This is a genomic window from Streptomyces sp. 4N509B (assembly GCF_052245655.1).
Taxonomy (GTDB): Bacteria; Actinomycetota; Actinomycetes; order Streptomycetales; family Streptomycetaceae; genus Streptomyces.
The window spans coordinates 108,085-133,452 of the sequence record NZ_JBQQBZ010000004.1 but is presented as its reverse complement, the minus strand read 5'-3'; the positions used below and the strand labels follow the sequence as shown (position 1 = coordinate 133,452).

Sequence of the window (25,368 nt, the reverse complement as noted above, 5' to 3'; positions counted from 1 at the left end):
GAGGGACGCCCACCGCGCTCACGGACGCAACGCGTCCAGCGCCAGGTTGAGTTCGAGGACGTTGACGCCCGGCTCCCCGAGGAAGCCGAGGTCGCGTCCCCGCGTGTGCTCGTCGACGAGGCGGCGGACCTCCTCGATGGGCAGCTCGCGGGTCCGCGCCACCCGGGCGGCCTGGAGACGGGCGTTGGCGACGGAGATGTGCGGGTCGAGGCCGGAGCCCGAGCCGGTGACCGCGTCGACGGGCACGGGGGTGGCCTCGGGCAGGTGGTTGGCCGCCAGGTAGGCGGCGACGCGCTGCTGGATGCCGTCGGCCGACTCGTCCACGTCGGGGGTGGCCGGGTCGTCCTCCTGGCCGTGGAGCAGGGTGGCGTTGGTGGGGCCGAGGTTGGACCCGGAGCTGGCGGCGCCGTCGTAGCCGTCGCCGGCCGAGGACGGGCGGGGGTGGAAGTACTCCGGGCGGGTGAAGGACTGGCCGATCAGGCTCGATCCGACGGGTTCGCCGTCGCGCTCGACGAGGGAGCCGTTGGCCTGGTCGCGGAGGGCGAGCTGCGCGACGCCGGTGACCAGCAGGGGGTAGACCAGCCCGCCGATGACCGTGAAGACCAGGAGCATCGTGAGGGCGGGCAGGAGTTGGCGGCGCATCAGGAGACTCCCAGGGCGGTGATGACGACGTCGATGAGCTTGATGCCGAGGAACGGCACGACCAGGCCGCCGAGCCCGTAGACCAGGAGGTTGCGGCGGAGCATCGCCGCGGCGCTCCCGGCCCGGAACCTCACGCCGCGCAGCGCGAGGGGGATCAGGGCGACGATGACGAGGGCGTTGAAGATGACGGCCGCGAGGATCGCCGAGCGCGGCGACTGGAGCGCCATCACGTTGAGGTCGTTCAGGGCCGGGAAGACGCCCGAGAACATCGCGGGGATGATCGCGAAGTACTTGGCGAGGTCGTTGGCCAGGGAGAACGTCGTCAGCGCGCCGCGCGTGACGAGCAGTTGCTTGCCGATCTCGACGATCTCGATGAGCTTGGTCGGGTCGGAGTCGAGGTCGACCATGTTGCCGGCCTCGCGCGCGGCCTGGGTGCCGGTGTTCATGGCGACGCCGACGTCGGCCTGGGCCAGGGCCGGGGCGTCGTTGGTGCCGTCGCCGGTCATCGCCACCAGCCGGCCGCCGGCCTGCTCGCGGCGGATGAGGGCGAGCTTGTCCTCCGGCCTGGCCTCGGCGAGGAAGTCGTCGACGCCGGCCTCCTCCGCGATGGCCCTGGCGGTCTGCGGGTTGTCGCCCGTGATCATCACGGTGCGGATGCTCATCAGGCGCATCGTCTCGAACCGTTCCCGCATGCCCTGCTTGACGACGTCCTTGAGGTGGATGACGCCGAGCGCGCGGGCCGGCCGGCCGGCGACGTGCTCGGCCACCACCAGCGGGGTGCCGCCGGCGGAGCTGATGCCGTCCACGACGGGGCCGAGGTCGGCGGTGGGGTGGCCGCCGTTGTCGCGGATCCACTTCGTCATCGCGGCGGCCGAACCCTTGCGAATCCGGCGGACGACCCGGTCCTCCCCGTCCCCGTCCCCGCCCTCGACGACGTCGACGCCGGACATCTGGGTCTGCGCGGTGAACGGCACGAACCGCGCCTGCGGCATCACGCCCATCTCCCGCGCCCGCAGCCCGTGGGCGTTCTTCGCGAGCACGACGATGGACCGGCCCTCGGGCGTCTCGTCGGCGAGGCTGGACAGCTGCGCGGCGTCCGCCACCTCCTCGGCGCTCACGCCCTGCGCGGGGACGAACTCGCTGGCCTGCCGGTTGCCCAGGGTGATGGTGCCGGTCTTGTCCAGCAGCAGGGTGTCGACGTCGCCCGACGCCTCCACCGCGCGCCCCGAGGTGGCCAGGACGTTGTGCCGCACCAGCCGGTCCATGCCGGCGATCCCGATGGCCGACAGCAACGCCCCGATGGTGGTGGGGATCAGACAGACCAGCAGCGCTACCAGCACGATGACCTTCTGCTCGGTGCCGGAGTAGATCGCCAGCGGCTGGAGGGTCACGACCACCAGCAGGAAGATGACGGTCAGGCCGGCCAGCAGGATGCTGAGCGCGATCTCGTTGGGCGTCTTCCGCCGGGAGGCTCCCTCGACCAGCGAGATCATCCGGTCCAGGAACGTCTGTCCCGGGTCGGCGGTGATCCGCACGACGATCTCGTCCGACAGCACCCGCGTGCCGCCCGTGACCGCCGAGCGGTCACCGCCCGACTCGCGGATGACGGGGGCCGACTCGCCGGTGATGGCGGACTCGTCCACCGAGGCGATGCCCTCGACGACCTCGCCGTCGGAGGGGATGGTCTCCCCGGCCGAGACGACCACCACGTCGCCGCGCGACAGCTTCGAGGACGGCACCCGCTCGGTGCCGCCCCCGGCGGTGCGCCGGGTGGCCACCGTCTCCGCCTGCGCCTTCCGCAGGCTGGCGGCCTGGGCCTTGCCGCGTCCCTCCGCCATGGCCTCGGCGAGGTTGGCGAAGAGCACGGTGAACCAGAGGAAGAGCGTGACCAGGGCGTTGAAGACGTTCTCCTCGCCCGGGGCGTTTGGCAGGTCCCGCAGGAACAGGACGGTCGTCAGCACGCTGCCGACCAGGACGACGAGCATGACGGGGTTGCGGGCCTGGACCCGCGGGTCGAGCTTGCGGAGACTCTCGACCATCGCCTGCCGCAGCAGGGAGCGGTCGAACAGGGACCGGCCGGCCCTCCTGGACACCTCGGCCGCCTCGGCCGTCCCACCCGTCCCGCCCGGCGGCCGCTCGCCGCCGGCCGGTGTCGCGGTGTGTGTGCGTGTTTCCATGATCCTGGGTCTCCTACAGCGACAGTTGCTCGACGACGGGCCCGAGGGCGAGCGCCGGCACGAACGTGAGGCCGGCGACGATCACCACGACCCCGATGACCAGCCCGCCGAAGAGCGGCCTGTGGGTGGGGAAGGTCGCGGCCGTCTCGGGGGCGGCCCCCTTGCGGACGAGCGAGCCGGCGAGGGCGAGCACGGGAATGATCAGGAGGAACCGGCCGACGAGCATGGCCAGGCCGATCGTGACGTCGTACCACCAGGTCGCGGACGTCAGGCCCGCGAACGCCGAGCCGTTGTTGTTGGCGCCCGAGGCGTAGGCGTACATGATCTCGGTCAGGCCGTGGGGGCCGCTGTTGGCCTGGGAGGCGACCGCGCTGTCGAGCAGCACCGACGCGGCGGTGAGGCCGAGCACCGTCACGGGCATGGCCAGCAGGTAGAGCATGACCAGCTTCATCTCGGTGGCCTGGATCTTCTTGCCCAGGTACTCCGGGGTGCGCCCCACCATCAGGCCGGCGACGAAGACCGCCAGGATCACCATGACGAGCATGCCGTTGAGGCCCACGCCGGCACCGCCCGGACTGATCTCGCCGAAGAGCATGTGGACGAGGGGGACCATGCCTCCCAGCGGGGTGAAGCTGTCGTGCATCGCGTTGACCGACCCGTTGGAGGTGCCGGTCGTGACCGCGGCCCACAGGCCCGAGGCGGCGGGTCCGAAGCGGACCTCCTTGCCCTCCGTCCAGCCGCCGGACTGCTCGCCCGTGGCGGCCTGGGTGACGCCGAGCGGGTCGAGCCGGGGGTTGCCGGCCTGTTCGAGGAGCATCGCCGCCAGCGACATGCCGACGAGGATGACCGACATGATCGCGAAGACCGCGCGGCCCTGCCGCCGGTCGCGGACCATGTGGCCGAACGTGAAGGCCAGGGCGGACGGGATGATCAGGATCGCCCAGGTCTCGACGAGGTTGGAGAACGGCGTCGGGTTCTCGAACGGGTGGGCGGAGTTCACGTTGAAGAAGCCGCCGCCGTTGGTGCCCAGCTGCTTGATCGCGACCTGGCTGGCGACCGGCCCGCCGGGGATCGACTGGGCGGCGCCCTGGAGGGTGGTGACGACGGTGTGGCCGTCGAGGTTCTGGATCACGCCCTGCGTGACGAGCACGACGGCGACCACGAACGACAGCGGCAGCAGGATCCGCACGACGGTGCGGGTCAGGTCCACCCAGAAGTTCCCGAGGGTGCTGGCCCGGCGGCGGTGGAGCCCCCGGATGAACGCGGCCATCACCGCCATGCCGACCGCCGCCGACACGAGGTTCTGCACCGTGAGGCCCAGCATCTGCGTGAGGTGACTCATGGTCGCCTCACCGCTGTAGGACTGCCAGTTGGTGTTCGTGACGAAGCTGATCGAGGCGTTGAACGCGACGTGGTCGGTGACGCCCGGCATCGACGTCGGGTTGAGCGGCAGCGAGCCCTGGATGCGCTGCATGCCGTAGAGCGCGACGAAGGAGACGGCGCTGAAGGCCAGCACGGACAGCGTGTATCCGGTCCAGCGCTGCTCGCCGTCGGGCGCCACCCGGCACATCCGGTAGACGGCCCGCTCGACGGGCAGGAAGACCCGGTCTCCCGGGGCCTGGTCGTCGCTGCCGTAGACGGCGGCCATGTAGCGGCCCAGGGGCGGCGCCGTGGCCAGCAGGACGGTGGCCAGCATGGCGAACTGGAGCCAGGCGGTGGGCGGCATCAGAACCTCTCGGGGAACAGCAGCGCCACGACCAGGAGCGCGGCCAGTGCGACGGCGATCACCAGGCCGACGAGGTTGTCGACGGTGTCCATGCTCATGCGGGCCCACCCGCCCCTCGTCCGGCGTCGTGCGGGGTGTCGACGTGGGCGGCGTCGGTCGCGGGGCCCGCGCGGGATCCGCTCGGGTTCTCCGCCAGGGCCTGGGCGTGCTCGTCCCGTCCGATGACGCGTTCGATGCCGTGCGCGTACAGCACGCACAGCCCGAAGAACGTCAGGACGACCAGCACAAGGAGAAGATCAGCCATCGCCGACCTTCACCTCCTCGCTCACTCTGAGATACAGAACGTCACGTGCTGTCGCCTGTGTCGGGGCGGCGGCGCTGGCGCTTCGCGACACGGCGCGTGACCGCAGCCAGCACACCAGCGCGCGCGCCCCGCGTTCGCCGCCTTGACGCAGCCCGTACGCGCGGGACCCCGTTCTTGACACTCCTCTTCCGGGGGGGCGGACGGGCGGCGTGGACGCGGGGCGGCACGTTCCCCGGCTGGCCGGAAGTGGTGGGTCGGGACGCCGCGCTCCCCTTTCGCCCCCGTTCCCCGTCCCTTCCGTCAACGCCTCCGCGAAGCGGACGGGGGCCGCCGAGAAATCAGCCACAGACCCCGGGAAAACCCGGGGGAAGACGGTGGCGATCCGGAAATCCGCACCCGCCCGGCGTTCCTTATCCGGGGGCGGCGCACCGTCCACCGCACGACGGAGAAGGACGCGGAGGACGGAGTTCTTCGGGGCCATTCGTTCCGCTCCGCACCTGTTCTCCTCTTCCAGGAGGGCTCACCGGGGCCAATCGGGTGCTTGTACGCTGCGGCTGTGCACGTAGCATCCGAGCAGGGCGGCGGCAGGCCGACCATCGAGGCGTGGAACGCCGTCTCCCGGGCCGCCCGCCCCGTGATCAGGGAGCTGCTGGTCACCGGACCACGGTCGCGGACCGAACTCGCCCGCCTCCTCGGGCTGTCGACCGGCAGCCTCACCCGCCTGACGAAGCCCCTGGTGCGGTCCGGGCTGCTGGTGGAACGGGAGACCCGCCACGACCCGATCAACGGCCGCCCCACCTTTCCCCTGGACATCGTCACGAACGACTTCCACTTTCTCGGGGTGAAGCTGACGTCGGACTGGATGTACGCGGTCATCACCGATCTGCGGGCCGAGGTGGTCGCCGAGCACGCCGAGCCGCTCCAGGACCGCACCCCCGAAGGAGTCGCCGCGCAGGCGCGCGTCCTGATGGACCGGATGGCACGGGAAAACACCCGGCCCGTCGCGGCGGGATTCACCGTCGGCGGGAACTCCTCGGTCGGCGACGACACGGCCGGAAGCGCGCTGTTCGACGTTCCCTGGCTGGACTGGTGGCGGGTTCCCCTGGAATCCGTGCTGAACGACGCCATGGGAATTCCCTGCGTGGTCCGCAACGACGTCTTCGCCCTCGCCTACGGCCAGAACTGGTTCGGCCTGGCCCGCGGCCTCTCCGACTTCGCCGTGGTGGCCGTCGGTCCCGGCATCGGGTACGCCCTCTGTCTGAACGGCCGCGTCCTCGCGATCCCGGAGCGGGGCGTCGTGGAGTTCGGGCACCACATCCTCGACCCGGGCGGCCCCATGTGCCCGGTGGGGCACCGGGGCTGCGTCTCGTCGTACCTGTCGTCGGGGGCGATCCTTTCGGCGGCCACCCACGGGCTGCGGCGGCCGGTGGCCCTGGACGAGATCGCGCCCCTCGCGGAGGCGGGCGACGCGGTGTGCCAGGACATCGTCCGCCAGGCGGGCAGGGCGCTCGGCATGCTCGTCGCGACCGTCTCCAACCTCACCGGCGTGAAGACCGTGGTGGTCGCCGGCGAGACCGTCGACGTGGTCCGCGGCGGGGAGCGGCACCTCAGGGAGGGCCTGAGCCAGCGGCGCTTCCTCGACCCCCACTCCATCGACACGCCGATGCTCTCCTCCTCCTTCACCGAGTGGGCGCGCGGCGGCGCCGTGGAGGCGATCAGGGCCTTCGTCGTCGAGGGCGACTGAGCAGCGGTCTCAGGCAGTCGGGCGGCCCGCGCCAGCCCTCGCGACGTCTCCTCGGGCGCGCCGCGCGGCCAGGTGACGGTGTCCGTGGTGCCGTCCGGCCAGGACACGGTCGCGCCGGTCGGGGTGAGGCGGGTGACGGCGGGGAGGGGCGGCACGGCGCCCTCGGGGGTGTCGCCGAGGAGGACCGCCGTCGCGTGCAGGGCGCCGGTCGCCTCGTAGACCGGCGTCGCGCTGTGCCGGCCGAAGGCGTTGGCCGCCACCGCGCGGTGCTCGCCCAGCGTGACGTGACGGGCCGGGGGCCCCGGGATCGGGACCGGCTGGCGCGGTACTCCTCGCGCACGGCGGGGGCGTCCTTGCCCAGCAGCGGGATCATGCCGAGCGTGTACTCGGCGGCCGGCAGGGCGTTGGCCCCGCCGTGGAGACGGCGACGCCGCGCAGCCAGACCCCCGCGGCAGCAGCGCCTTCACCGTGCCGCCGAGGTGCAGGATCGCGCGCGGGCGCGACAGGGCGTCGGGGACCGCGGGGGGTGATCCGCGGGCAGCCGCAGGAGGGAAGAGCCGCGGCAGGTTCCGTCCGTCGAGGTCGAGGATCGCGAACCGGCCCACCCGACACGCCCCGCCCTCGGGGCGTCCGGGTGGGCCGGGCCCGTTCGGTCCCCGTCGGGACCTCCCGGGGTGGGTCAGTCCAGCGGCGGCCAGGCGTTGCGCAGCAGCTCGGCGAAGTGCTCGGGGAACCACTCCCCGGCCGGCGGCCCGTCCGGCAGGGCGCCGGTCGGTGGGGGGTTGGCGCCGGCGCCGAGGTAGGTCGGGTCGCACATCGGCTCACGGCGCGGGCCGGTCGGCTGATCCAGCGGGCTGCCGTCGGACTCGCCCGGCGGTTTGGCCCACACGTAGGCGTCGACGCCCGGGACCGGGTCGGCGGTGGGCCGCTCGCCCAGGCCGGAGCCGGCCTGGTTGCACCAGTTCTGGGCGACGATCCGCCGGTCGGTGCGGCTCTGGTCGACGTACTCCTCGACGTGGTGCGCGGAACCGGGCCCGGTGGGCCGCCCTGGGCCGCCCCAGCCGTTGCGGGAGGTGTCGACCAGCATGCCGACGTGCTCGTCGAAGCCGAGGCCGACGAGCTCCTCCCGGAAGGCCTCGACGAACGGCAGCTCGTCGATGTACGGGTTCCAGTCGATCCAGGACGACTGGTGGACGGGGATCCCCGCGACCACGTCGTCGACGTCGAGGTAGGGCTCGTCCAGCACGGAGTAGTCGGCGACGTTGGAGACGAAGCCGTGGACGGCGGCGGTGGTGCTGCCGGCGGTGGTCGCGGCGTCGAGGAGGACCCGCGCCGTGGCGTGGAACTCCTCGTCCCAGCCGAGCCAGCCGTGGTGGCTGACGTCCAGGTACGGATAGACGTTGGGGAGCGCGCCGAGCCGGGCCAGGGCGTAGCCGACGCCGTCGACGTAGGCACCGCTCTCCAGGGCCGCCGTGCAGTCCGGCGTGCTGGTGTGCCGGGGCGGGGTGTGGGTGACGAGCCGGGAGAGGGAGTGCGGCTCGACGATGGTGACGATCCGCAGGCCGGCGTAGGCGGGCTCGGCCAGGATGTCGGCGATCGGTTCGACGAAGCTCTCGCGGTAGCGCGGCAGGTCGTCGGGGCCGAGCTCGCCCTGCGGGGAGGGGCGGTCGCAGTTGCGGTAGGGAAGGTCGTAGAGCACGAGCTGCACGAGGTCCGCGCCCTGGGCCAGCGCCGCGTCGAGGTGCTCGCGCAGGCCCATCCCGCCGTCGGCGCCGTCGATGGCGGCGATCCGGTCGAGCCACACGGCGGTGGGCTGGTCGGCGACGGCGTCGCCGCCGGGAACGGAGGCGGCGTTGGCGGACCACTCGGGGTTCACGTAGACCCGGGCGCCGGCGTAGGGGTTGCCCACGCGCTGGGCGGCGGCCCGGTCGATCGGTCCGCTCGCGGCGGCGGTTCCGCTGGCGCCGCCGGTCAGGACCGTGGCGGCGGCGCAGACCGCGGCCAGGAGGGCCGTCAGGGCCGTGCGTCTGCGGGGCCGGGAACGAGTCCGGGAGCGGGTGTGGGTGCGGGTGGGCGGCGGCATGGCGGCATGTCCTCCTGGCTGCTGGGACGCGGACCGGTCAACGTGCCCCCACGGCCTCCCGATCCGAGTGTCGAAACTCCCGCCCACCCCGTCAAGGGGTGCCGGCGCGGAGCGTTCGGCCACGCGGGGAGAGGGCGAAGCGATGTGCGGTTCAATGGTGCGCCCAGGGTCCTGGTGTGCGACGGACGAACGGACGAGGGACGGGGGAAGCGTGGCTGATCGGGTACTCGCGGGCCGGTACGAACTGGCGTCGCTCGTGGGGCGGGGCGGCATGGGCGAGGTCTGGGAGGCCCGCGACCGCGTCATCGGACGCCGCGTCGCGGTCAAGCTCCTCGCCCACCACCGGGGCGACGGCGGCGCCGAGCTCTTCTTCCGCGAGGCACGCACCGCCGGCCGCCTCAACCACCGCGGCGTGGTCACCGTCTTCGACATGGGCGAGGACCCCGACGACGGAACGCTCTTCCTCGTCATGGAGTTCGTCACCGGACGCGACCTCGCCGCGCTCCTGCGGCAGGACGGGCCGCCGCCCGTCCGTCAGGCCGTGGACTGGGCCGCCCAGACGGCCGCCGCCCTGGCCGCCGCCCACACCGCCGACGTCGTCCACCGCGACCTCAAACCCGCCAACCTCATGCTCACCACCGACGACGAGATCCGGGTCCTCGACTTCGGCATCGCCCGCTTCATGGCCGCCACCACCCAGTCCAGCCAGGTCATGGGCACCCTCGCCTACATGCCGCCGGAGCGTTTCGACCAACACCCCGGTGACGCCCGCTCCGACCTCTACGCGCTGGGCTGCGTCCTCCACGAACTCCTCACCGGCCACCCGCCCTTCCCGGCCACCGGGCCCGTCGCCCTGATGACCGCCCACCTCACCACGCCGCCGACGCCGCCCAGTCACCACCGCGCCGAGGTCCCCGCCGCCCTCGACGCCCTCGTCCTCCGCCTCCTCGCCAAGGACCCCGCCGACCGGCCCGCCACCGCCGCCGACGTCCACGCCACCCTCCGCTCGCTCCTGGAGAGCGCGCTTCCCACCCCCACCGAGGTGGTCCCGGCCGACGCCGCGCCCACGGTCGCGGACCGGCCCCGGCCCTCGCCCGCCGCGGAGCCCGCCGGGCGGCCCGTGGGCCCCGACCCCCACGCCCTGCCCACCCGGACGGCGGCCCCTCCCCTCGTCGCCCGGCGGCCGGGCGGCCCCGAGCAGCTGCCGCCCCCCGTGCCCTCCCGCCGACGGGCCCTGTCGCTCGGGCTCGGCGCGGCGGCGGTGGCCGCCACGAGCATCGGCGTCGCCGCGCTGATGAGCTCCGGGGACGAGGCGGGAGGCGGCCGAGCCGGGCCCGGCGCGTCGACCACCGGATCCCGTTCCCCGGCCGCCGACCGCGGCTGGACGATCGCGCTCAGCTCCGTCATCCCCACCGCCCCCGTGGTGGCCGGAGGGGTGCTCCACGTCATCGACCTCGACGGCGTCCACGCCCTTCGGCCGTCCAGCGGCGAGAGGTTGTGGACCGGCCCCCTGGAACAGGCCGGTTCCCTCACGGCGTCCGGCTCCCAGGTGTTCGTGGGGTGCGACGACGGCTCGGTGTACGCCTTCGACGGCGACGCGCGGCCAAGGTGGGACTTCCGGTCGGGGACGGACCGCGGCACGACGGTCCGGGCGCACGGCGGGACGGTGTGCCTCGTCACCGACGGGATCCTGTACTGCCTCGACGCCGCCACCGGCGCCACGCGGTGGGAGTCCGCGAGGGACTGGCGGGACTACACGCTGGCGGTGACCGGCGACACCGTCTACCTCAGCGACTGGGACGACCAGTTCGTCGCGCTCCGCCTGGACGACGGCGAACGGCGATGGACGCGTCCCTCGGACGGCTTCCTGCCGGGACCGCCCACCCTGGACACCTCCACGGGGCTCCTCTACCTCGTCGACGCGGGCGCCGTCGTCGCCCTCGGCCCGGACGACGGCGGCGAGAGGTGGACCTCCCCGATCAGGGACGACGGGCTGGAGAGCCCGTCACCGGCCGTGGTGGCCGGCGACACGCTCTACGTCGGCGGGGGCGACCGGCTGGTGTACGCGATGAACGCGGCCGACGGCGAGGGGAGGTGGGCCGCCGGCGACCGGGCGGGGACCATCCCGGCCGTCGCCGACGGGCGGGTCTACGTCGCCGACCGCAGCGAACACTTCCCGACCGTCCTGGCGCTGGACGCCGAGGACGGCTCCGAGGTGTGGACCTTCACCCCCGGTGAGCGGGTGGGCCTCACCGGGGACGGCAACCACCCGGTCGTCCACGACCGCCTGGTGTACGTGGCCACGCCGGCCCACCTGTTCGCGCTGGACGTGACCACCGGCAAGCACCCGACGTAGGGCCCCCACCCGGCTGCACGCCGCGGCCGGCACCCCTCTGACCGCGTCAAACGAGGTTGCCAACGGGGCGAGTGGGCTGCCAGCATCCCCGCGTGACCCACCCTCACAGCGGCAGGAGCCCCCAGGCCGCGGCCCGTGACAGCATCGACGGCCTGGCCATGGGCGACGCCTTCGGCGAGCGCTGGTTCCCCCTGCTCCGCTCCCTCGGCTCCGAGCAGGTCGTCGCCCGGATCCGCGACCGTCACACGCCCTCCGACGCCCGCTGGCCCTGGACCGACGACACCGCCATGGCGCTGGCCGTCCTCCGTCTCCTCCACGAGGACGGGACGATCGCCCCGGACCGCCTCGCCCGCGCCCTCGCCGACTCCTACGCCGCCGACCCGTACCGCGGCTACGGCCCCGGCATGCACGAGCTTCTCCCCGTTCTGGCCGACGACCCCACCGCCTGGCGCACCCACGCCGCTCACCTCTTCGGCGGCCAGGGCAGCCTCGGCAACGGCGCCGCCATGCGGACCGCGCCACTGGGCGCCTGGTTCCACGCCGACCTCGACCAGGCCGTCGCCCAGGCACGGCTGGCCGCCGCCGTCACCCACCGGCACCCCGAGGGCGTCGCCGGCGCCGTCGCCGTGACGCTGGCCGCCGCCCTGGCCGCCCGCCTCCACGCCACACCCCCACCACCGGCCGCCGACCTCCTCCACCAGGTGGCCGACCGCACGCCCGCCAGCGACACCCGCGACGGCCTCCGCCGCGCCGCCGCGCTGCCCCCGGACACCACCCCGGGCCAGGCCGCCGCCGTGTTGGGCAACGGCTCCCGCGTCCGCGCCGACGACACCGTCCCCTTCGCCCTGTGGTCGGCCGCCCACCACCTCGACGACCTGGCCACCGCCCTGTGGACGACGGCCGAGGGCCTGGGAGACATCGACACCACCTGTGCAATCACCGGCGGCGTCGTCGCCGCCCGCACCGGCGCCGCCGCTCTCCCCCACTCCTGGCACGCCCGCCGCGAACCCCTCCCCGCCTGGACGGACACCCTCCCCGACAGCTGACGACCCCACCACGGCGGCGCGAAGCTCCCCACCGTCGGCGAGGGCACGCGGGGGGCGGCCCCGGTGCAGCGCTCTGGCGCACGGCGGCGGCGACGGGTAGCGTCCCGGACGCCCCATGGGCACCAACTCATCGCGCACGTCCGCAGAGAGATCCCCCACGTTTCTTACGGAGTCGCACATGTCACCACGACACTGGACCGGCGGGCTCGCACTCGCCGCCGCCCTCGCCGTCCTCATACCGCTGGCCTCCGCCCACGGCGAGGCGGCCGACGAGGCCACCGAGCCGCCGAGCACGGCGGCCGTACCGCTGGACCAACTGGCCGCCACCTCCACCCAGGTCGGCTCGGGCCTGTCGCGCCCCACCGCGATCGCGGCCCCCGACGACGGCACCCAGCGGCTGTTCATCACCGAGAAGCGCGGCACCGTCCGCGTCTACCACCCCGACGACGGCCTGGCCGAGGAGCCGCTGTTCACCATCGCCGACGTCGTCGACAACTCGCAGAACGAACGCGGCCTGCTCGGCATCGCCACCCCCGCCGACTTCGCCGACAGCCAGGAGCTGTACCTGGCGTACACGGCGCTGCCGGACGGCGCGGTCACGCTGGCGCGCTACTCGCTGGCCGACGGCAGCCTCGAACCGCTGCTCAGCCAGGAACACGCCGAGTACGGCAACCACAACGGCGGCCAGCTGGCCTTCGACGCCGACGGCCTCCTCTACTGGGGCATCGGCGACGGCGGCGGCTCGGGCGACCCGTTCGACACCGGTCAGCGGGTGGACACCCTGCTCGGCAAGATCCTGCGCCTCGACGTCAGCACCACCTGCGGCGAGCTGCCCTACTGCGTGCCCGAGGACAACCCGTTCGTCGGGGTCGAGGGCGCCCGCGAGGAGATCTGGGCCTACGGGCTGCGCAACCCGTGGCGCTTCTCCTTCGACCCCGCCGACAACTCCCTGTGGATCGGGGACGTCGGGCAGGGCCAGCAGGAGGAGATCAACCACCTGGCCCCGAACCGGGGCGGCGCGAACCTCGGCTGGTCCTGCCGCGAGGGCTCGACGGAGTACGACCCCGAACAGTGCCCGCAGAACCCGGACTTCACCGAGCCGGTCCACAGCTACCCGCTCACGGGCGGCAACTGCGCCGTGATCGGCGGCGTCGTCTACCGCGGCGAGCAGTACGCCGACCTGGCCGAGGGCACCTACCTGGCCTCCGACTACTGCGGCGCCACGGCCATCGCCATCCGCCCGACCGCGGACGGCGCCTACGAGACGGCGGAGATCGGCGAGTTCCAGACCCAGCCCACCGCGATCGCCGCGACCGCCGACGGCAACCACCTCTACTACGTCAACGACCTGCCCGGTGGCCTCCACCGCATCGAGTTCCAGCAGGCGAACTGAGACCGGACCGCGGTGCCCACCCGCCCGACCGGGCGGCTGGGCACCGCGGCCGCGCCCGGCGGCGCGGACGCCCTGGCTGCCGGGCGGGCGGATCGGGAACACCGTTTCCTCCGCCCCTGGTCAGAGGCGGTCCTCGCGGCCAGAGCCGCAGGCAGCGGCGGACGAGTCGGCCTGTACGCCGGGTTCTGTGCCCCCGGGGCCTCGCGGCCCCGGAGGTGGCGACCATCCATCTGGGGCCGGCGTCGCCACCGGCCTCAAGCGGTCTACCCGCGGACTCGGGCGGGCCGCCCTCGGTCGTCCGCGCAGGAGCCGCGGAGGCTTCCGCCGCTCCCTCTTGACCTTGCTCCAGGTGGGGTTTACCGAGCCGCCCAGGTCACCCTGGGCGCTGGTGGTCTCTTACACCACCGTTTCACCCTTACCGGCCCCCGCGGCGGATGCCGCGGTGCCGGCGGTCTGCTTTCTGTGGCACTGTCCCGTGGGTCGCCCCAGGTAGGCGTTACCTACCACCCTGCCCTGTGGAGCCCGGACGTTCCTCGGCGGGATCCCGTGAGGGGTCCCGACGCGGCCGCCCGGCCGGCTCGTCCGCCGTGACGACCATGGTAGTCGCCGACGCGGGCCGCGCCGCGCGCCCGGCCGGGTCGCGGGTGGTGGCGAGCGCGCAGCCGGCGATGATCAGGGGGAACGCGGCGAGCAGCGCGCCGGTCAGGGGCTCGTCGAGGAAGGCGACGCCCGCGGCGACGGCGACGGCGGGGTTGACGTAGGTGAAGACCATGGCGCGGGAGGTGCCGACCTCGCGGATCAGCTCGAAGAAGACGACGAACGCGACGGCGGTGCAGACCGCCCCGAGGGCGGCCAGCGCGGCCAGCGCCTCGCCGCTGGGCCGCTGCTGCGGCCACGTGGCCGCGGCGGCCGGGGCGTAGAGCAGGGCGGCGAGTGTCAGACAGGTGGCGGTGAGCGGGAGCGTCGGCACCTCGCGCAGGTGGCGGGCGGCGATCAGCGGGGCGAGGGCGTAGCCGAGCGCGACGAGCATCACCTCCGCGACCGCCCAGGTGCTGCCGCCGCGCGCCTGCGGCACGGCCAGCGCCACGACGCCGACGAGGCCGACCGCGAGGCCGGCCCAGCGGCGGGCGCCGAGCCGCTCGTCGTCGCCGGTCAGCCGCGCCAGCACGACGGCGAGGATCGGCACGGCGGCGATGAGCAGGCCCGTCGTGGAGCTGTCCAGGCGCCGCTCGGCGTCGGACAGCAGCCACCAGGGCCCGATGATCTCGAACGCGGCGAAGGCGGCGATGGGCAGGGCGTGGCGGCGCAGCCGCCCCAGCTGCCCCGGGTCGCGGCGGGCGACGCGCACCGCGAACGGCAGGAGCAGGGCGGCGCCGAGCGCGGTGCGGGCGAAGACGACGACGGGGACGGAGACCTCCTCGACGGAGACCTTGATGAGGAGGTACGGGATGCCCCACAGGAGGGACATCAGGGAGAAGAGGAACCAGCCGCGTGCGGACATGGCGGCATGGTGCGGCGGCTCAGCGCGGGGTGTCTTGAACGCTGTTGCGCGAGGCGTCGCGGTAGACGCCGGGGGTGACGCCGAGGACGCGGCGGAACCAGCGCGTCAGGTGCGCCTGGTCGGCGAAGCCGACGGCCGTGGCGACGGCGGCCGGCGGCTGTCCGGCGTCCAGCAGCGCGCGGGCGCGCGCGACGCGGTGCTGGGCGAGCCAGGCGTAGGGCGGCATGCCGACGTGGCTCCGGAAGGCGCGGAGCACCTGGTAGCGGGAGAGGCCGAGGTCGGCGGCGATCTCTGCGAGGCTCGGCGGCGCGAGGGGCTGGTCGGCGAGCCGCTGCCGTACGACGCGGGCGACGCGTTCCCCGTCGCCCCGCGGCAACGGCCGGCTGGGGCGGGCGCTGCCGGGCACGGCGTGGCGGCGGGCGAGGGTGGCCAGCAGCCACGGCAGCTCCGACTCGGCGTGCAGCGGGTCGCGGTGGCCGGGCGGCCGGCTCGCGGCGCGGTGGGCGCGGGCGAGGGCGTCGGCGAGCTGCGGGTCGTGGATGACGGCGGAGCGGAAGTGCGGGCGGTCGCCGTCTCCGTGGCACGCCTCGGCCAGCAGGGCGGGCGGCGGGTAGAGGGCGCGGTAGGCGTAGCCGGCGTCGCTGAGGGCCGGGCCGCCGGTGTGGATCTCGCCGGGCTCCAGCACGACGATGCTGCCGGGGCCGGAGACGAGGTGGCCGCCGCGGTAGGCGATGGTCTCCAGCCCGCCGGAGGTCACGCCGACGGCGAACTCCTCGTGGGCGTGCGGCGCGTACTGGTGCCGGTCGAAGCGCGCGGTGAGCAGGTCCAGGGGGCGTGCGCCGGGCGTGAGGGTGACGCGGGACCAGACCGCGAGCTCCCGGCGGCCCACCCGTCCCCGCTGCTGGTCACGCGCGTGCATGGGGTGATCGTATGCTGCGGGCATGCTGATGCTGCTGCCGCCGTCGGAGGGGAAGACGGCCCCCGCCTCCGGCGCGCCCGTCGCGCTGTCCACGCTGTCCCTGCCCGAGCTGACGCCGGCCCGTGAGGCCGTGCTGGGCGAGCTGGTGGCGCTCTGCCAGGGCGACGCGGAGAAGGCGCGGGAGGTGCTGGGCCTGAGCGAGGGCCAGCGCGAGGAGGTGGCGCGCAACGCGGCGTTGGCCACGGCCCCGGCCCGGCCGGCGGGCTCGGTGTACACGGGGGTGCTGTACGAGGCGCTCGACCTGGCGTCGCTGGACGCGGCGGCCAGGCGGCGGGCGCGCGCGGCGCTGCTGGTCTTCTCGGGGCTGTGGGGCGCGGTGCGGATCACCGACCGCATCCCGGCCTACCGCTGCTCGGGCGGGGTGCGGCTGCCGGGCGTCGGGCCGCTCGCGGCGTACTGGCGCGGGCCGTTGGCGACGGCGCTGCCGGCGGCGGCGGGCGGCGGGCTCGTGCTCGACCTGCGGTCGGCGCCCTACGCGGGCATGTGGCGGCCGGCGGGCGAGCTGGCGCGGCGGACGGTGACGTTGCGGGTGGTGCAGTCGCGGGTGGTGGACGGGGTGGAGCGGCGGTCGGTCGTCAGCCACTTCAACAAGGCGACGAAGGGCCGCGTGGTGCGTGACCTGCTGACGGCGGGCGCGTTGCCGCGTTCGCCGGGGCGGCTGGTGGAGGCGTTGCGGGACTTGGGGTACGTGGTGGAGGGGGCGGAGGGGGGCGGCGGCGGGTCGCCGGTGCGGTTGGACGTTGTCGTGACGGAGCTGTAGGGGGCGGGCGGGCGCCCACGGTCCTTCCAGGTGTCGGCCGGTCTAGGCGTCGGCCGAGTCGCCGAGCGAGACGAGCAGGTGGCGCAGGAGTCTGGCCAGCCGCTGGTGGTCGGTGGTGTCGAGTCCCTGTAGGAGGCGGCGTTCGTTGGCCAGGTGGTGTTCGACCAGCTCGTTGACGAGGGTGAGTCCCTCGTCGGTGAGGGAGATCAGGACGCGGCGTCGGTGGTCGGGGTCGACGGTCCGGTCGACGAGGCCTCGGTCGAGGAGCCGGTCGATGCGGTTGGTCAGCGCGGCAGAGCTGACCATCGCCGCCGCGCTGAGTGCTCCCGCGGTGAGCACGTGCGGCGGTCCGGAGCGCAGCAGGGTGGCCAGCACGTCGAACTCCCAGGGTTCGACGCCGTGCGCGGTGAGCTCTTCCTTCACGGCTCGTTCGAGGAGGCGGGAGGCGCGGGAGAGGCGGCCGACGATCTCCATGGGGGAGCAGTCGAGGTCGGGGCGGGCGGCCCGCCACTGGTCGATGATCGCGTCCACTCCGTCGCGGGGTTCGGGGTTCGTCATGGGGCGAGGTTAGCAGCTAACACTTCGACGTCGAAGAGTTTGACGCCATGCATGACTCCGGTCTAAAGTTTCGACGTCGAAATCTTTGATGGAGGTCATGATGAAGGTTCTGCTGCTCGGCGCCACCGGCTACGTCGGATCGGCCGTCGCCGACCACCTCACCCGCTTCGGCCACGAGGTCGTCGAGCTGGGCCGCGGCGCCGCCGACCGGCCCGGCCGTGGACGGGAACGGCGCGTCGGCGACCTCACGGACCCCGGGTCCCTCACCCGGGCGGTGACGCCCGACATCGACGCCGTCGTCCACGCGGCCACCCCCACCGGGGACGCCGCGACCGACGCCGCCGCCGTCGACGCCCTGCTGGCGCCGCTGCGCGGCACCGGGCGCGCGTTCGTCTACACCAGCGGCGTGTGGGTGCTGGGGGCGACCGGGCCGGATCCGGCAGGCGAGGACGCCCCCACCGACCCGCTCCCGATCGTCGGCTACCGGCCGCTGATCGAGCGTCAGGTCCTGGCCGCCGCCGCCGACGAGGTGCGGGCCACCGTGATACGACCCGGCATCGTGCACGGGCGCGGCGGCGGCATCCCCGCCCTCCTGGTGAACCTGGCGCGGGACCACCGGGCGCCGCTCTTCGTCGCCCCCGACGGGGAGGCGGGCGGCGCGCCCGTGCACTGGCCGATGGTGCACGTCGACGACCTCGCCGAGCTGTACGTCGCGGCGGTGGAACGGGCGGAGGCCGGCACCCTGTGGCACGGTGTGGCCGAACCGGCCGTCCCGGTGCGGGACGTGGCACGCGCCGCCGGGCGCGCCGCCGACGTGCTGGCGGCGCCGCGCGCCTGGCCGGTCGAGGAGGCGCGCGCCGCGCTGGGCGCCGCGTTCGCCGACGCGCTCGCCCTCGACCAGCGGGTCGCCGGGGACGCCGCGCGCCAGCGGCTGGGCTGGCGACCGGCCCGTGCCGGCGCGGTCGCCGACCTGGCCACCGGCTCCTACCGGACGTACGAGGTGCTGGGCTCCCCCGACGCCGGAGAGGACGACGTCCGGGCCGTCGCCGCGCTGGTCGCCGGCGTCGAGCACGCCCAGCAGAGCGAGCTGCCCGACGCGTTCATGAGCCACTTCCGCACCGAGGACCCCGTGTGGACCACGGCCCACGGCAGGCGGCTGGCCGGCTGGGAGGAGATCAACGCGTTCACCCACAAGGTCCTGCCGGGCGCCATGCGGGAGTCGACGGCGGTGTACGACATCGAGCGGGTGCTGTTCGTCCGCCCCGACGTCGCGGTGGTCAACGTCCGTCAGCGGCCGGTCCGTTGGGACGGGACGCCGCTGGCGGACGCCCCCGAGGGGCGGCCGTTCTACGTCCTGGCGAAGGACGCCGGCACCTGGCGGATCGCGGCGGCGCAGAACACGCAGGTCGTGACCGGCTAGGGGGTGCTGTCCGGGCCGGCTGGTGACGCGGCCGGCGTCCGGACGGCCCCGCCGGGCAGCTCCTAGCTGCCCGTGTCGTTGACGCGGTGGACCATCGCGTTGCCGTCCGGGTAGTACGCCACCTCGCACAGGGACGCGGGCGAGAGCTCCATCCGGAACATCGAGACGGCCGGGGCGTCGAGGGCCAGGCGCAGCAGCGTCTTGACCGGGCTGACGTGGGTGACGACCAGCAGCGTGCGTCCCGGGTGGCGGGCGATGGCCTTGTCGCGGGCCACGGCGACGCGGCGGGTCAGCTCCGTGAAGCTCTCCCCGCCGCCGCTGGGCTGCGCGTCGGGCGAGGCGAGCCACGCGTCGAGGTCGCGCGGGTGCCGGTCGCGGACCTCGGCGAAGCTGAGGCCCTCCCAGGCGCCGAAGTCGACCTCGCGCCAGCCCTCGTCGTAGCGGATCTCCAGCCCGAGGCGGGCGGCGCTCGCCTCGGCGGTCTGGCGGCAGCGCAGCAGCGGCGAGGAGACGATCGCGTCGATGCGGGGGCCGCCGGGGCCCGCGAGGCGGCGGGCGACGGCGTCGGCCTGCTCGCGGCCGGTGGGAGAGAGCTCCGGGTCCGAGCCGCCGCTTCCGGAGAAGCGCTTGAACGGGGTGAGCGCGGTCTCGCCGTGCCGCAGCAGGAGGAAGGTGGTGGGGGCACCGGACGGGGGGCGCCAGCCGACGGCCGGCCGCTCCTCGGCCTGGCGGGCGTCGGCGGCCCGGCGGCCGGGGCCGACGCCGGCGCCCGCGCCGGCCTCCGGCGCGCCGTCCGCACCGTCCGCGCCGCCGCCTGCCGCGTCCCTCGCCGCCGTGTCCCCCGCCGACGCGCCGCCGGCCGTCGTCGTGGAGCGCGACGGCCGCCACGTCTCGCCCCTGCGGGCCGCGTCCATGGCCTCGTTGGCGAGGCGGTCGGCGTGCCGGTTCCGTTCCCGCGGCACCCACTCGTAGGAGACGGCGCCCGCGGGGAAGACGCGCGCGGCCTCCTGCGCGAGCGGCCGGAGGTCGGGGTGCTTGATGCGCCAACGGCCCGACATCTGTTCCACGACGAGCTTGGAGTCCATCCGCACGCGCACCCGCGCGTCCGGGTCGAGCGCGCGCGCCGCCTTCAGGCCGGCGACCAGGCCCTGGTACTCGGCCACGTTGTTGGTGGCCATGCCGAGGGAGGCGGCGGTCTCGGCGAGCGGCTCCCCGGTGGCCGCGTCGCGCACGACGGCCCCGTACCCGGCGGGGCCCGGGTTGCCCCGGGAGCCGCCGTCGGCCTCGATGATGAAGCTCCTGCTCATCGGCGGGTCACAACCCCGACTCGGGCGTGCGCACCAGGATGCGGCGGCAGTTCTCGCAGCGCACCACCGCGTCGGGCGCGGCGCCGCGGACCTCGCCGAGCTCCGTGATGTTCAGCTCCAGGCGGCAGCCCTCGCAGCGCCGCTGGTAGAGCCGGGCGGCGCCGACGCCGCCGTGCTGCTGGCGGAGCTTGTCGTAGAGCGCGAGGAGGTCGGCGGGCACGTCGGCGACGAGCGCGGCGCGCTGCTCGCGCACGGTCGTGGTCTCGGCGTCGATCTCGTGGGTGGCGGCGTCGCGGCGCTCGGCCGCCTCGGCGGCGCCGGCCTCCAGCTCCGCCAGCCGGGCGCCGAGCTCCTTCGCGCGGGCCTGGGCGGCGTCCTGGCGCTCCATGATCTCCAGGACGATCGTCTCCAGGTCGTCCTGGCGTCGGGCGAGCGAGGCGATCTCGCTCTGCAGGCTCTCCAGGTCCCTGGGGCTGCTGACCGCGCCGGAGTCGAGGCGCTGTTGGTTGCGGGCGGCGCGTTGACGCACCTGGTCGACGTCCTGCTCGGCCTTGGCCAGCTCGCGGGCGGTGTCGCTCTCCTCGGTCCGCGCGGCCACGAGCAGGTCGCGCTGCTGGGTGAGCTCCGCCTCCAGCGAGCGGATCTCGGCGTGCTCGGGGAGGTTCTCGCGCCGGTGGGCGAGCTGGGTGAGCCGGACGTCCAGGCCCTGGACGTCGAGCAGACGGATCTGGTCGGCGGGCGCGGCTTTCAGTTGGGGGCTCCTTCGGATGGCGTGCTGAACGTCCAGGGGTCGGTGACCAGGCGGGAGACGTCGATGCGCAGCTCCCAGCCGTGCTGGTCGGAGACGGCCGCGAGCTGGGCGGCCGCCTGCGTGAGCCAGGGCCACTCGGTGGCCCAGTGCGCGGCGTCGACGAGCGCCACACCGGGCCCGGGGCCGGGCGCGGGGCCGGTGTCGGTGTGGGCGCGCGCCTCGGAGGCGGGGTGGTGGCGCAGGTCGGCGGTGAGGTACGCGTCGACGGCCGCGGCGCGGACCTCGGCGAAGAGGCTGTCGCCCGCGCCGCCGCAGACGGCGACGGTGCGGATGGGCCGGTCGGGCGGGCCCGCGGCGCGGACGCCCTGCGCGGTGGCGGGGAGCCGGGCGGCGGCCAGGGCCGCGAACTCGGCCAGGCTCAGCGGCTGGACGAGCTCGCAGATCCTGCCGAGGCCGCGGCGGCCCGCCGGGTCGGTGGGGTCGGGCACGAGCGGTCCGGTGACCTTCAGGCCCAACGCGGCGGCGAGCGCGTCGGAGACGCCCGGGTCGGCCCGGTCGGCGTTGGTGTGTGCCACGTACAACGCGATGTCGTTCCTGACGAGGGTGTGCACGACGCGGCCCTTGAAGGTGTCGGCCGCGACGGTGGTGGTGCCGCGAAGATACAGCGGGTGATGGGTGATCAGCAGCTGCGCGCCGAGCTCCCGCGCCTCCAGCGCCACCTCGCGGACCGGATCGACGGCGAACAGCACGCCGTTGACCTCGGCGTCCGGGTCTCCGCAGACCGTGCCGACGGCGTCCCATCCCTCGGCCCGCTCGGGAGGCCATAGGGTGTCGAGCGCGATGATCACTTCGGAGAGTACGGGCACGGGCCCAGGCTACCTGGCCCCGGCACGCCCGAGGCCGCCCCGATCGGCCCGCCCGCCCGGGGGCCCGGCGAGGTGCGGGAGGATGCACGAACGACCGGTACTGTTCAGCCGAATACGGATCCCGTCACCCGTACGCGTGAAGCGGCCGATGCCGAGTTGTCCGGCTGGGAGTACGAACCTAGCGTCCTCGCTGGAGGTGAGGCCCAGATGACAGCCCCGTCCGCGACGCCATCCGTTCCGGCGTCCCATTCGGCTCAGGAGGTGCCCGCCGTGCCGGCGGTGCCCCTGGTGATCGCCGCCGACGGCTCCTACGCGGCCCGGCTCAGGAACGTGGCCACCACGAACAGCGGCGACGGCGGGTGGTGTCCCGAGCGCTGGACCCTCGACGGGCCCGAGCCCTACGCGGTGCGGCTGCCCGGCGGCCAGCCGGAGGAGCCGGACAGCCCGGTCGTGCCGCTGACCGACGGGCGGGTGCTGATCGGCCGCAGGGCCGGCGGCAGTTACCACTTCTCCCTGCTGTACCCCTCGGGGCCCGACACCGGCGAGGTGCTGCTCGGCCCGGTGGAGTGCGAGCGGATCGCGCTGCTGCCGCCCGCTCCGACGGGCGACCGGGTCTACGCGCTGGTCCCCGAGGGCGAGAACGCGACGGCGCTGTGGCTGGTGTGCGGCGGCGCGTTCGGTCCCGAGCGGGTGACGCTGCTGGCGGGCCGCTGCGAGGGCGGCGCCTGGTTGGACCGGGAGGGACGGCTGCTGGCGCTGAACCGCACGGACGCCGACGGCCACACCCGCGCCGTCACCGTGACCGTGGACGCGCCGCTCGGTGGCCCGCCGACGGAGCTGCTGCGGATCGCCGAGGAGAGCAACGACCGGCTGCTGCTGGCCGATCCGGACAGCGGCCTGCTGCTGGTCCGCTCGGACGCGCCGGGCGAGGAGCGGATCGGCTGGGGCGTGATGGGCAGCCACCGGCCGGTGCGGTTCCCCGAGGCGTTGCACGTCACCGGGGTGGCGATCGAGCCGTTCGCGGTGCAGCCCGAGCAGGTGCTGCTGCCCGAGGCGTGCGCGGTGGCGCTGCGGATGACCACCGCGGACGCGGAGTGGGTGGCCGTGTGGCGGCCACAGCAGCGGGAGTTGCAGCACCTCGCGGCGCCGGAGGGGTGGCTGACGGGGACGGGCCGCTGGACGGTGGAGGGCGAGTTGCTGCTGCCCTACGCCTCCCCGCACGTGCCGTGCGGGCTGCTGCGCGTGCCGGTGCCGGTGCCGGACCCCGAGCCGGGGCAGCTCCCCGAACAGGCGCAGGGCCAGAGCGCGGCACCGGCGACGACACCGACGACAGCACCGGACGGGCGGGGCGACGCGCTGACGCCGGACGCCGGTCAGGCACAGGACGTCGGGCAGGCGCCGGACCTCGGGCTGCCACAGGACCTGGGGCAACCACACGACCTCGGGCAGCCCCAGGGCGTGTCCGCGGCGCGGGACGTCCCGCCGGCGCGGGATCCCGGCGAGGCACCGGACACGGGACAGGCGCCGCCGCCGGCCGGCGAGCAGGAGCCGTTCCCGCGGGAGCCGCACGGCCAGCAGCCGCCGCGTGAGGACGGGCTCCTCGCCGGGCTGCCGGACCTGGCTGCCGCCCCCGAGACGGTCCCCCACGACGCGTTCCCCCTCGACGCGGTGCCGCCTTCGACACCGGACCAGGCCGCCCCGGCCGCCGCCCCGGCGCCCGCCGTGCCCGACCCCGCGTCCACCGCCGTGACCAAGCCGGTGCCGCTCCAGCAGGCGCCGCTCGGCAGGACCGGCGGCTAGGCGGCGGCCAGCCGGCGACGAGCCGGCGCGTGACACGTGAGGGAACACACCCGCCGCGTCGGGTGTCCGACGGATGAGGCAGCATGGTGGCCAACAACGGGGACCGCAGGGGGAAGTGTGGCGACGCAGACGCGGCGCTCGGGGCGGGTGACGCCCCCGAGGCACCGGACGCGGCGATCCTCGCCGCCTTCGAGGCCGCCTGGGGCTTCATGCCCGCCCACGAGGGCCGCGCGCTGTACGCGGCGGCGGCCAGGGCCGCGCGGCTCGGTCTGCCCCTGCTGGAGATCGGCAGCTACTGCGGCCGTTCCACGCTGCTGCTCGCGGCGGCGGCCCGGCGGGCCGGCACCGTGGTCGTCACCGTGGACCACCACCGGGGCAGCGAGGAGCAGCAGCCCGGTCAGGAGTACCACGACCCCCGGCTGCTCGACGCGACGGACCCGCGCCGGATGGACACCCTCCCCGTCCTCCGCCGCACGGTGGCCGCGGCCGGGCTGGAGGAGCACGTCGTCGCCGTGGTCGGCGCCTCGCCGCGGGTCGCGGCGGCGCTCGGCGGGGGCGGCGGCGGCCGGTTCGGCCTGGTCTTCGTCGACGGCGGGCACACCGACACGCACGCCACCGCCGACTACGAGAGCTGGGCTCCGCAGCTCGCCGAGGGCGGGCTGCTCGCGATCCACGACGTCTTCCCCGACCCCGCGGCGGGGGGTCAGGCGCCCTACCGCGTCTGGCGACGCGCCCTGGCCTCCGGTGCCTTTACCGAGGACGCGGCGTGCGATTCACTGCGGGTGCTCAGGCGCATCGGCCAGGGGATCTGACCAGCGGCGGCGTGGGGTGCCCCGCGAGGTCACGGCGACATCACAAGCGTGTCGCCTGAGAAACAGATAAGCCGACCCGTCGGGCCGGGCACGTGCTTCATCCGTACGATGGGGCGCGGCCCGTCCCGTCTGACCAGACCATGACGACAAGACCGACGAAGGATTTGACGTGAACAACCGCTCGCTCCGTCGAGGCGATCTAGTAGTGGGCGGAGCAGCGCTTCTGCTCTTCATCGCCTCGTTCCTCGACACGTACTCCTATGACTTCGAGGGCTTCTCCGACAGCGTCAACGGCTGGGACAGCTCGCTCTTCCCGGTCCTGCCCTCGCTGTTCCTGGCCGGCATCCTCGGCGGCGGAGCCATCATCGGCTCGCGTTTCCTGCCGCAGCCGGAGCGGTTGTTCCTCGGGCTGAGGCTGGACCAGTGGGGCATCGCCCTGTCGGTGACCTCCGCCTGGGCCGCCCTGTGGACGATGATCAGTGACAAGGGCGAGGCGGACCTCGGCATCGGCCTCATCATCGGCCTCCTCGCCACCCTGGCGCTGGCCGGCACCGCGATCGCCACGCCGATGGTTCCCGCGCTCCAGCAGCCGCTGTCCTCGGGCACCCCCGGTCAGCCGGGTGTGGGTCAGCCCTACGGCGGTCAGCCGGGCTACGGGTACCCGGGTCCGGGTGGCCAGCCGCAGCCGGGCCAGCCGCAGCCGTCGTACGGCGGTGGGCAGCCCACGCCGCAGCAGCAGGCCGCCGCGTACCAGCCCACCGCGATGGCTCCCGCCGTCGGTGGTGCCGCTGGGCAGCCGCAGCAGCAGGCCGGCGCCGACCCGAACTTCCAGCCGTTCTGGTTCGCGGTGCCCGCCGCCCGGCCGCTGTACAGCGAGGACGGCTCGTCCACCCCGGTGGCGGAGCTGGCGCCCGGCACCTGGTACCTGGCGGTCGAGCAGCGCGGTCAGTCGCTGGTCGCCCAGACGCAGGACGGCCGTCGGGGCGTCCTGCAGGACACCTCGGGCATTCAGCGCGGCTGATCGTACGGGCTGAGCAGACGGCGCTGACGCCCTTCGCCGCACACGGGACGGCGGTGGTCCACGGGACCACCGCCGTTTCGCGTGTCCGGCGCGGGAGGGCCGGCGGCCGGCGCGGGAGGACG

The 25,368-nt window shown here is 74.6% G+C and carries 21 protein-coding genes, 1 other RNA gene and 1 pseudogene; 10 read left to right on the top strand and 13 right to left on the bottom strand.

The genetic code is table 11. The features are described from left to right. Nucleotides 1-18 precede the first annotated feature (18 nt). The 5 genes from kdpC to ACTWP5_RS06600 are packed head-to-tail and all read right to left on the bottom strand — an operon-like array spanning nucleotide 19 to nucleotide 4,849. On the bottom strand, nucleotides 19-642 hold the full coding sequence (gene kdpC / locus ACTWP5_RS06620) for a K(+)-transporting ATPase subunit C (protein ID WP_443219792.1): 624 nt from the start codon (nucleotides 640-642) through the stop codon (nucleotides 19-21). Further along, nucleotides 642-2,819 (bottom strand): potassium-transporting ATPase subunit KdpB, encoded by a 2,178-nt coding sequence (gene kdpB, locus ACTWP5_RS06615; RefSeq protein ID WP_443219791.1) that lies wholly within the window; start codon nucleotides 2,817-2,819, stop codon nucleotides 642-644. Before kdpB ends, kdpC begins: the two co-directional genes overlap by 1 nt. Before the next feature lie 13 nt (nucleotides 2,820-2,832). Further along, nucleotides 2,833-4,545 (bottom strand): potassium-transporting ATPase subunit KdpA, encoded by a 1,713-nt coding sequence (gene kdpA / locus ACTWP5_RS06610; protein ID WP_443219790.1) that lies wholly within the window; start codon nucleotides 4,543-4,545, stop codon nucleotides 2,833-2,835. Next, nucleotides 4,545-4,643 (bottom strand): K(+)-transporting ATPase subunit F, encoded by a 99-nt coding sequence (gene kdpF, locus ACTWP5_RS06605; protein ID WP_443219789.1) that lies wholly within the window; start codon nucleotides 4,641-4,643, stop codon nucleotides 4,545-4,547. The genes kdpA and kdpF overlap by 1 nt, the downstream gene beginning before the upstream one ends. Beyond that, nucleotides 4,640-4,849: a hypothetical protein gene (locus ACTWP5_RS06600; protein WP_443219788.1), complete on the bottom strand. Its 210-nt coding sequence runs from the start codon at nucleotides 4,847-4,849 to the stop codon at nucleotides 4,640-4,642. The genes kdpF and ACTWP5_RS06600 overlap by 4 nt, the downstream gene beginning before the upstream one ends. A gap of 556 nt (nucleotides 4,850-5,405) precedes the next feature. On the opposite strand from ACTWP5_RS06600, the gene ACTWP5_RS06595 reads away from it, so the two are divergent. Beyond that, nucleotides 5,406-6,593, top strand: a complete 1,188-nt coding sequence (locus ACTWP5_RS06595; RefSeq protein ID WP_443219787.1) for an ROK family protein — start codon at nucleotides 5,406-5,408, stop codon at nucleotides 6,591-6,593. A 679-nt stretch (nucleotides 6,594-7,272) separates the two neighbouring features. Here ACTWP5_RS06595 and ACTWP5_RS06590 read toward each other — a convergent pair. Continuing rightward, nucleotides 7,273-8,676: a glycoside hydrolase family 6 protein gene (locus ACTWP5_RS06590; protein ID WP_443219786.1), complete on the bottom strand. Its 1,404-nt coding sequence runs from the start codon at nucleotides 8,674-8,676 to the stop codon at nucleotides 7,273-7,275. A 211-nt stretch (nucleotides 8,677-8,887) separates the two neighbouring features. Between ACTWP5_RS06590 and ACTWP5_RS06585 the strand changes: the two genes are divergently transcribed. From ACTWP5_RS06585 to ACTWP5_RS06575, 3 genes are all read left to right on the top strand, one after another. Next, a complete protein-coding gene (locus ACTWP5_RS06585; protein WP_443219785.1) occupies nucleotides 8,888-11,032 on the top strand; it encodes a protein kinase domain-containing protein in 2,145 nt (714 codons plus the stop codon). 158 nt (nucleotides 11,033-11,190) lie between these two features. Then, a complete protein-coding gene (locus ACTWP5_RS06580; protein ID WP_443219952.1) occupies nucleotides 11,191-12,078 on the top strand; it encodes an ADP-ribosylglycohydrolase family protein in 888 nt (295 codons plus the stop codon). A gap of 178 nt (nucleotides 12,079-12,256) precedes the next feature. Continuing rightward, complete coding sequence (locus ACTWP5_RS06575) at nucleotides 12,257-13,471, top strand: PQQ-dependent sugar dehydrogenase (RefSeq protein WP_443219784.1); 1,215 nt, start codon at nucleotides 12,257-12,259, stop codon at nucleotides 13,469-13,471. 158 nt (nucleotides 13,472-13,629) lie between these two features. Here the strand turns inward: ACTWP5_RS06575 and rnpB are convergent. Beyond that, nucleotides 13,630-14,052, bottom strand: an RNA gene (gene rnpB, locus ACTWP5_RS06570) — RNase P RNA component class A. A gap of 6 nt (nucleotides 14,053-14,058) precedes the next feature. Between rnpB and ACTWP5_RS06565 the strand changes: the two genes are divergently transcribed. Next, on the top strand, nucleotides 14,059-14,232 hold the full coding sequence (locus ACTWP5_RS06565) for a hypothetical protein (protein WP_443219783.1): 174 nt from the start codon (nucleotides 14,059-14,061) through the stop codon (nucleotides 14,230-14,232). Here ACTWP5_RS06565 and ACTWP5_RS06560 read toward each other — a convergent pair. Both ACTWP5_RS06560 and ACTWP5_RS06555 read right to left on the bottom strand, forming a co-directional pair. After that, a pseudogene (locus ACTWP5_RS06560) lies at nucleotides 14,178-14,939 on the bottom strand (DMT family transporter); the annotation flags it as partial. The gene ACTWP5_RS06565 and the pseudogene ACTWP5_RS06560 overlap by 55 nt on opposite strands. A 52-nt stretch (nucleotides 14,940-14,991) precedes the next feature. Beyond that, nucleotides 14,992-15,891 (bottom strand): AraC family transcriptional regulator, encoded by a 900-nt coding sequence (locus ACTWP5_RS06555; protein WP_443219782.1) that lies wholly within the window; start codon nucleotides 15,889-15,891, stop codon nucleotides 14,992-14,994. Nucleotides 15,892-15,913: 22 nt separating this feature from the next. Between ACTWP5_RS06555 and yaaA the strand changes: the two genes are divergently transcribed. Then, entirely contained in the window at nucleotides 15,914-16,711 is a 798-nt protein-coding gene (yaaA, locus tag ACTWP5_RS06550) for a peroxide stress protein YaaA (RefSeq protein ID WP_443219781.1), read from the top strand. A 42-nt stretch (nucleotides 16,712-16,753) separates the two neighbouring features. Here the strand turns inward: yaaA and ACTWP5_RS06545 are convergent, their stop codons facing one another. Then, nucleotides 16,754-17,269 carry a MarR family winged helix-turn-helix transcriptional regulator gene (locus ACTWP5_RS06545; RefSeq protein ID WP_443219780.1) on the bottom strand — a complete coding sequence of 172 codons (516 nt, stop codon included), beginning with the start codon at nucleotides 17,267-17,269 and terminating at the stop codon, nucleotides 16,754-16,756. Between the two features lie 97 nt (nucleotides 17,270-17,366). Here ACTWP5_RS06545 and ACTWP5_RS06540 point away from each other — a divergent pair, with 97 nt between their 5' ends. Continuing rightward, nucleotides 17,367-18,689 (top strand): SgcJ/EcaC family oxidoreductase, encoded by a 1,323-nt coding sequence (locus ACTWP5_RS06540; protein WP_443219779.1) that lies wholly within the window; start codon nucleotides 17,367-17,369, stop codon nucleotides 18,687-18,689. A 62-nt stretch (nucleotides 18,690-18,751) separates the two neighbouring features. On the opposite strand, the gene ACTWP5_RS06535 is transcribed toward ACTWP5_RS06540, so the two are convergent. Genes ACTWP5_RS06535 through ACTWP5_RS06525 form a run of 3 tightly spaced genes read right to left on the bottom strand, consistent with a single transcriptional unit; the run spans nucleotide 18,752 to nucleotide 21,613 of the window. Beyond that, complete coding sequence (locus tag ACTWP5_RS06535; protein WP_443219778.1) at nucleotides 18,752-19,996, bottom strand: bifunctional RNase H/acid phosphatase; 1,245 nt, start codon at nucleotides 19,994-19,996, stop codon at nucleotides 18,752-18,754. Between the two features lie 7 nt (nucleotides 19,997-20,003). After that, nucleotides 20,004-20,747, bottom strand: a complete 744-nt coding sequence (locus tag ACTWP5_RS06530) for a zinc ribbon domain-containing protein (protein ID WP_443219951.1) — start codon at nucleotides 20,745-20,747, stop codon at nucleotides 20,004-20,006. Next, the gene (locus ACTWP5_RS06525; RefSeq protein ID WP_443219777.1) at nucleotides 20,744-21,613 is read right to left on the bottom strand and encodes a Nif3-like dinuclear metal center hexameric protein; all 870 of its coding nucleotides are present in this window, start codon (nucleotides 21,611-21,613) and stop codon (nucleotides 20,744-20,746) included. The genes ACTWP5_RS06530 and ACTWP5_RS06525 overlap by 4 nt, the downstream gene beginning before the upstream one ends. Nucleotides 21,614-21,883: 270 nt before the next feature. Between ACTWP5_RS06525 and ACTWP5_RS06520 the strand changes: the two genes are divergently transcribed. The 3 genes from ACTWP5_RS06520 (at nucleotide 21,884) to ACTWP5_RS06510 (ending at nucleotide 25,246) form a co-directional block, all read left to right on the top strand. Continuing rightward, entirely contained in the window at nucleotides 21,884-23,413 is a 1,530-nt protein-coding gene (locus tag ACTWP5_RS06520; RefSeq protein WP_443219776.1) for a hypothetical protein, read from the top strand. A 209-nt stretch (nucleotides 23,414-23,622) separates the two neighbouring features. Beyond that, nucleotides 23,623-24,225, top strand: a complete 603-nt coding sequence (locus ACTWP5_RS06515) for a class I SAM-dependent methyltransferase (protein ID WP_443219950.1) — start codon at nucleotides 23,623-23,625, stop codon at nucleotides 24,223-24,225. A gap of 169 nt (nucleotides 24,226-24,394) precedes the next feature. After that, on the top strand, nucleotides 24,395-25,246 hold the full coding sequence (locus ACTWP5_RS06510) for a DUF5336 domain-containing protein (protein WP_443219775.1): 852 nt from the start codon (nucleotides 24,395-24,397) through the stop codon (nucleotides 25,244-25,246). Nucleotides 25,247-25,368: the final 122 nt, after the last annotated feature.

Bases quoted from the DNA above. Each gene is read 5' to 3' on its own strand.
- kdpC (WP_443219792.1), bottom strand. From the start codon at position 642: ATGCGCCGCCAACTCCTGCCCGCCCTCACGATGCTCCTGGTCTTCACG.
- kdpB (WP_443219791.1), bottom strand. From the start codon at position 2,819: ATGGAAACACGCACACACACCGCGACACCGGCCGGCGGCGAGCGGCCG.
- kdpA (WP_443219790.1), bottom strand. From the start codon at position 4,545: ATGCCGCCCACCGCCTGGCTCCAGTTCGCCATGCTGGCCACCGTCCTG.
- kdpF (WP_443219789.1), bottom strand. From the start codon at position 4,643: ATGAGCATGGACACCGTCGACAACCTCGTCGGCCTGGTGATCGCCGTC.
- ACTWP5_RS06600 (WP_443219788.1), bottom strand. From the start codon at position 4,849: ATGGCTGATCTTCTCCTTGTGCTGGTCGTCCTGACGTTCTTCGGGCTG.
- ACTWP5_RS06590 (WP_443219786.1), bottom strand. From the start codon at position 8,676: ATGCCGCCGCCCACCCGCACCCACACCCGCTCCCGGACTCGTTCCCGG.
- ACTWP5_RS06580 (WP_443219952.1), top strand. From the start codon at position 11,191: ATGGGCGACGCCTTCGGCGAGCGCTGGTTCCCCCTGCTCCGCTCCCTC.
- ACTWP5_RS06575 (WP_443219784.1), top strand. From the start codon at position 12,257: ATGTCACCACGACACTGGACCGGCGGGCTCGCACTCGCCGCCGCCCTC.
- ACTWP5_RS06555 (WP_443219782.1), bottom strand. From the start codon at position 15,891: ATGCACGCGCGTGACCAGCAGCGGGGACGGGTGGGCCGCCGGGAGCTC.
- yaaA (WP_443219781.1), top strand. From the start codon at position 15,914: ATGCTGATGCTGCTGCCGCCGTCGGAGGGGAAGACGGCCCCCGCCTCC.
- ACTWP5_RS06545 (WP_443219780.1), bottom strand. From the start codon at position 17,269: ATGACGAACCCCGAACCCCGCGACGGAGTGGACGCGATCATCGACCAG.
- ACTWP5_RS06540 (WP_443219779.1), top strand. From the start codon at position 17,367: ATGATGAAGGTTCTGCTGCTCGGCGCCACCGGCTACGTCGGATCGGCC.
- ACTWP5_RS06535 (WP_443219778.1), bottom strand. From the start codon at position 19,996: ATGAGCAGGAGCTTCATCATCGAGGCCGACGGCGGCTCCCGGGGCAAC.
- ACTWP5_RS06515 (WP_443219950.1), top strand. From the start codon at position 23,623: ATGCCCGCCCACGAGGGCCGCGCGCTGTACGCGGCGGCGGCCAGGGCC.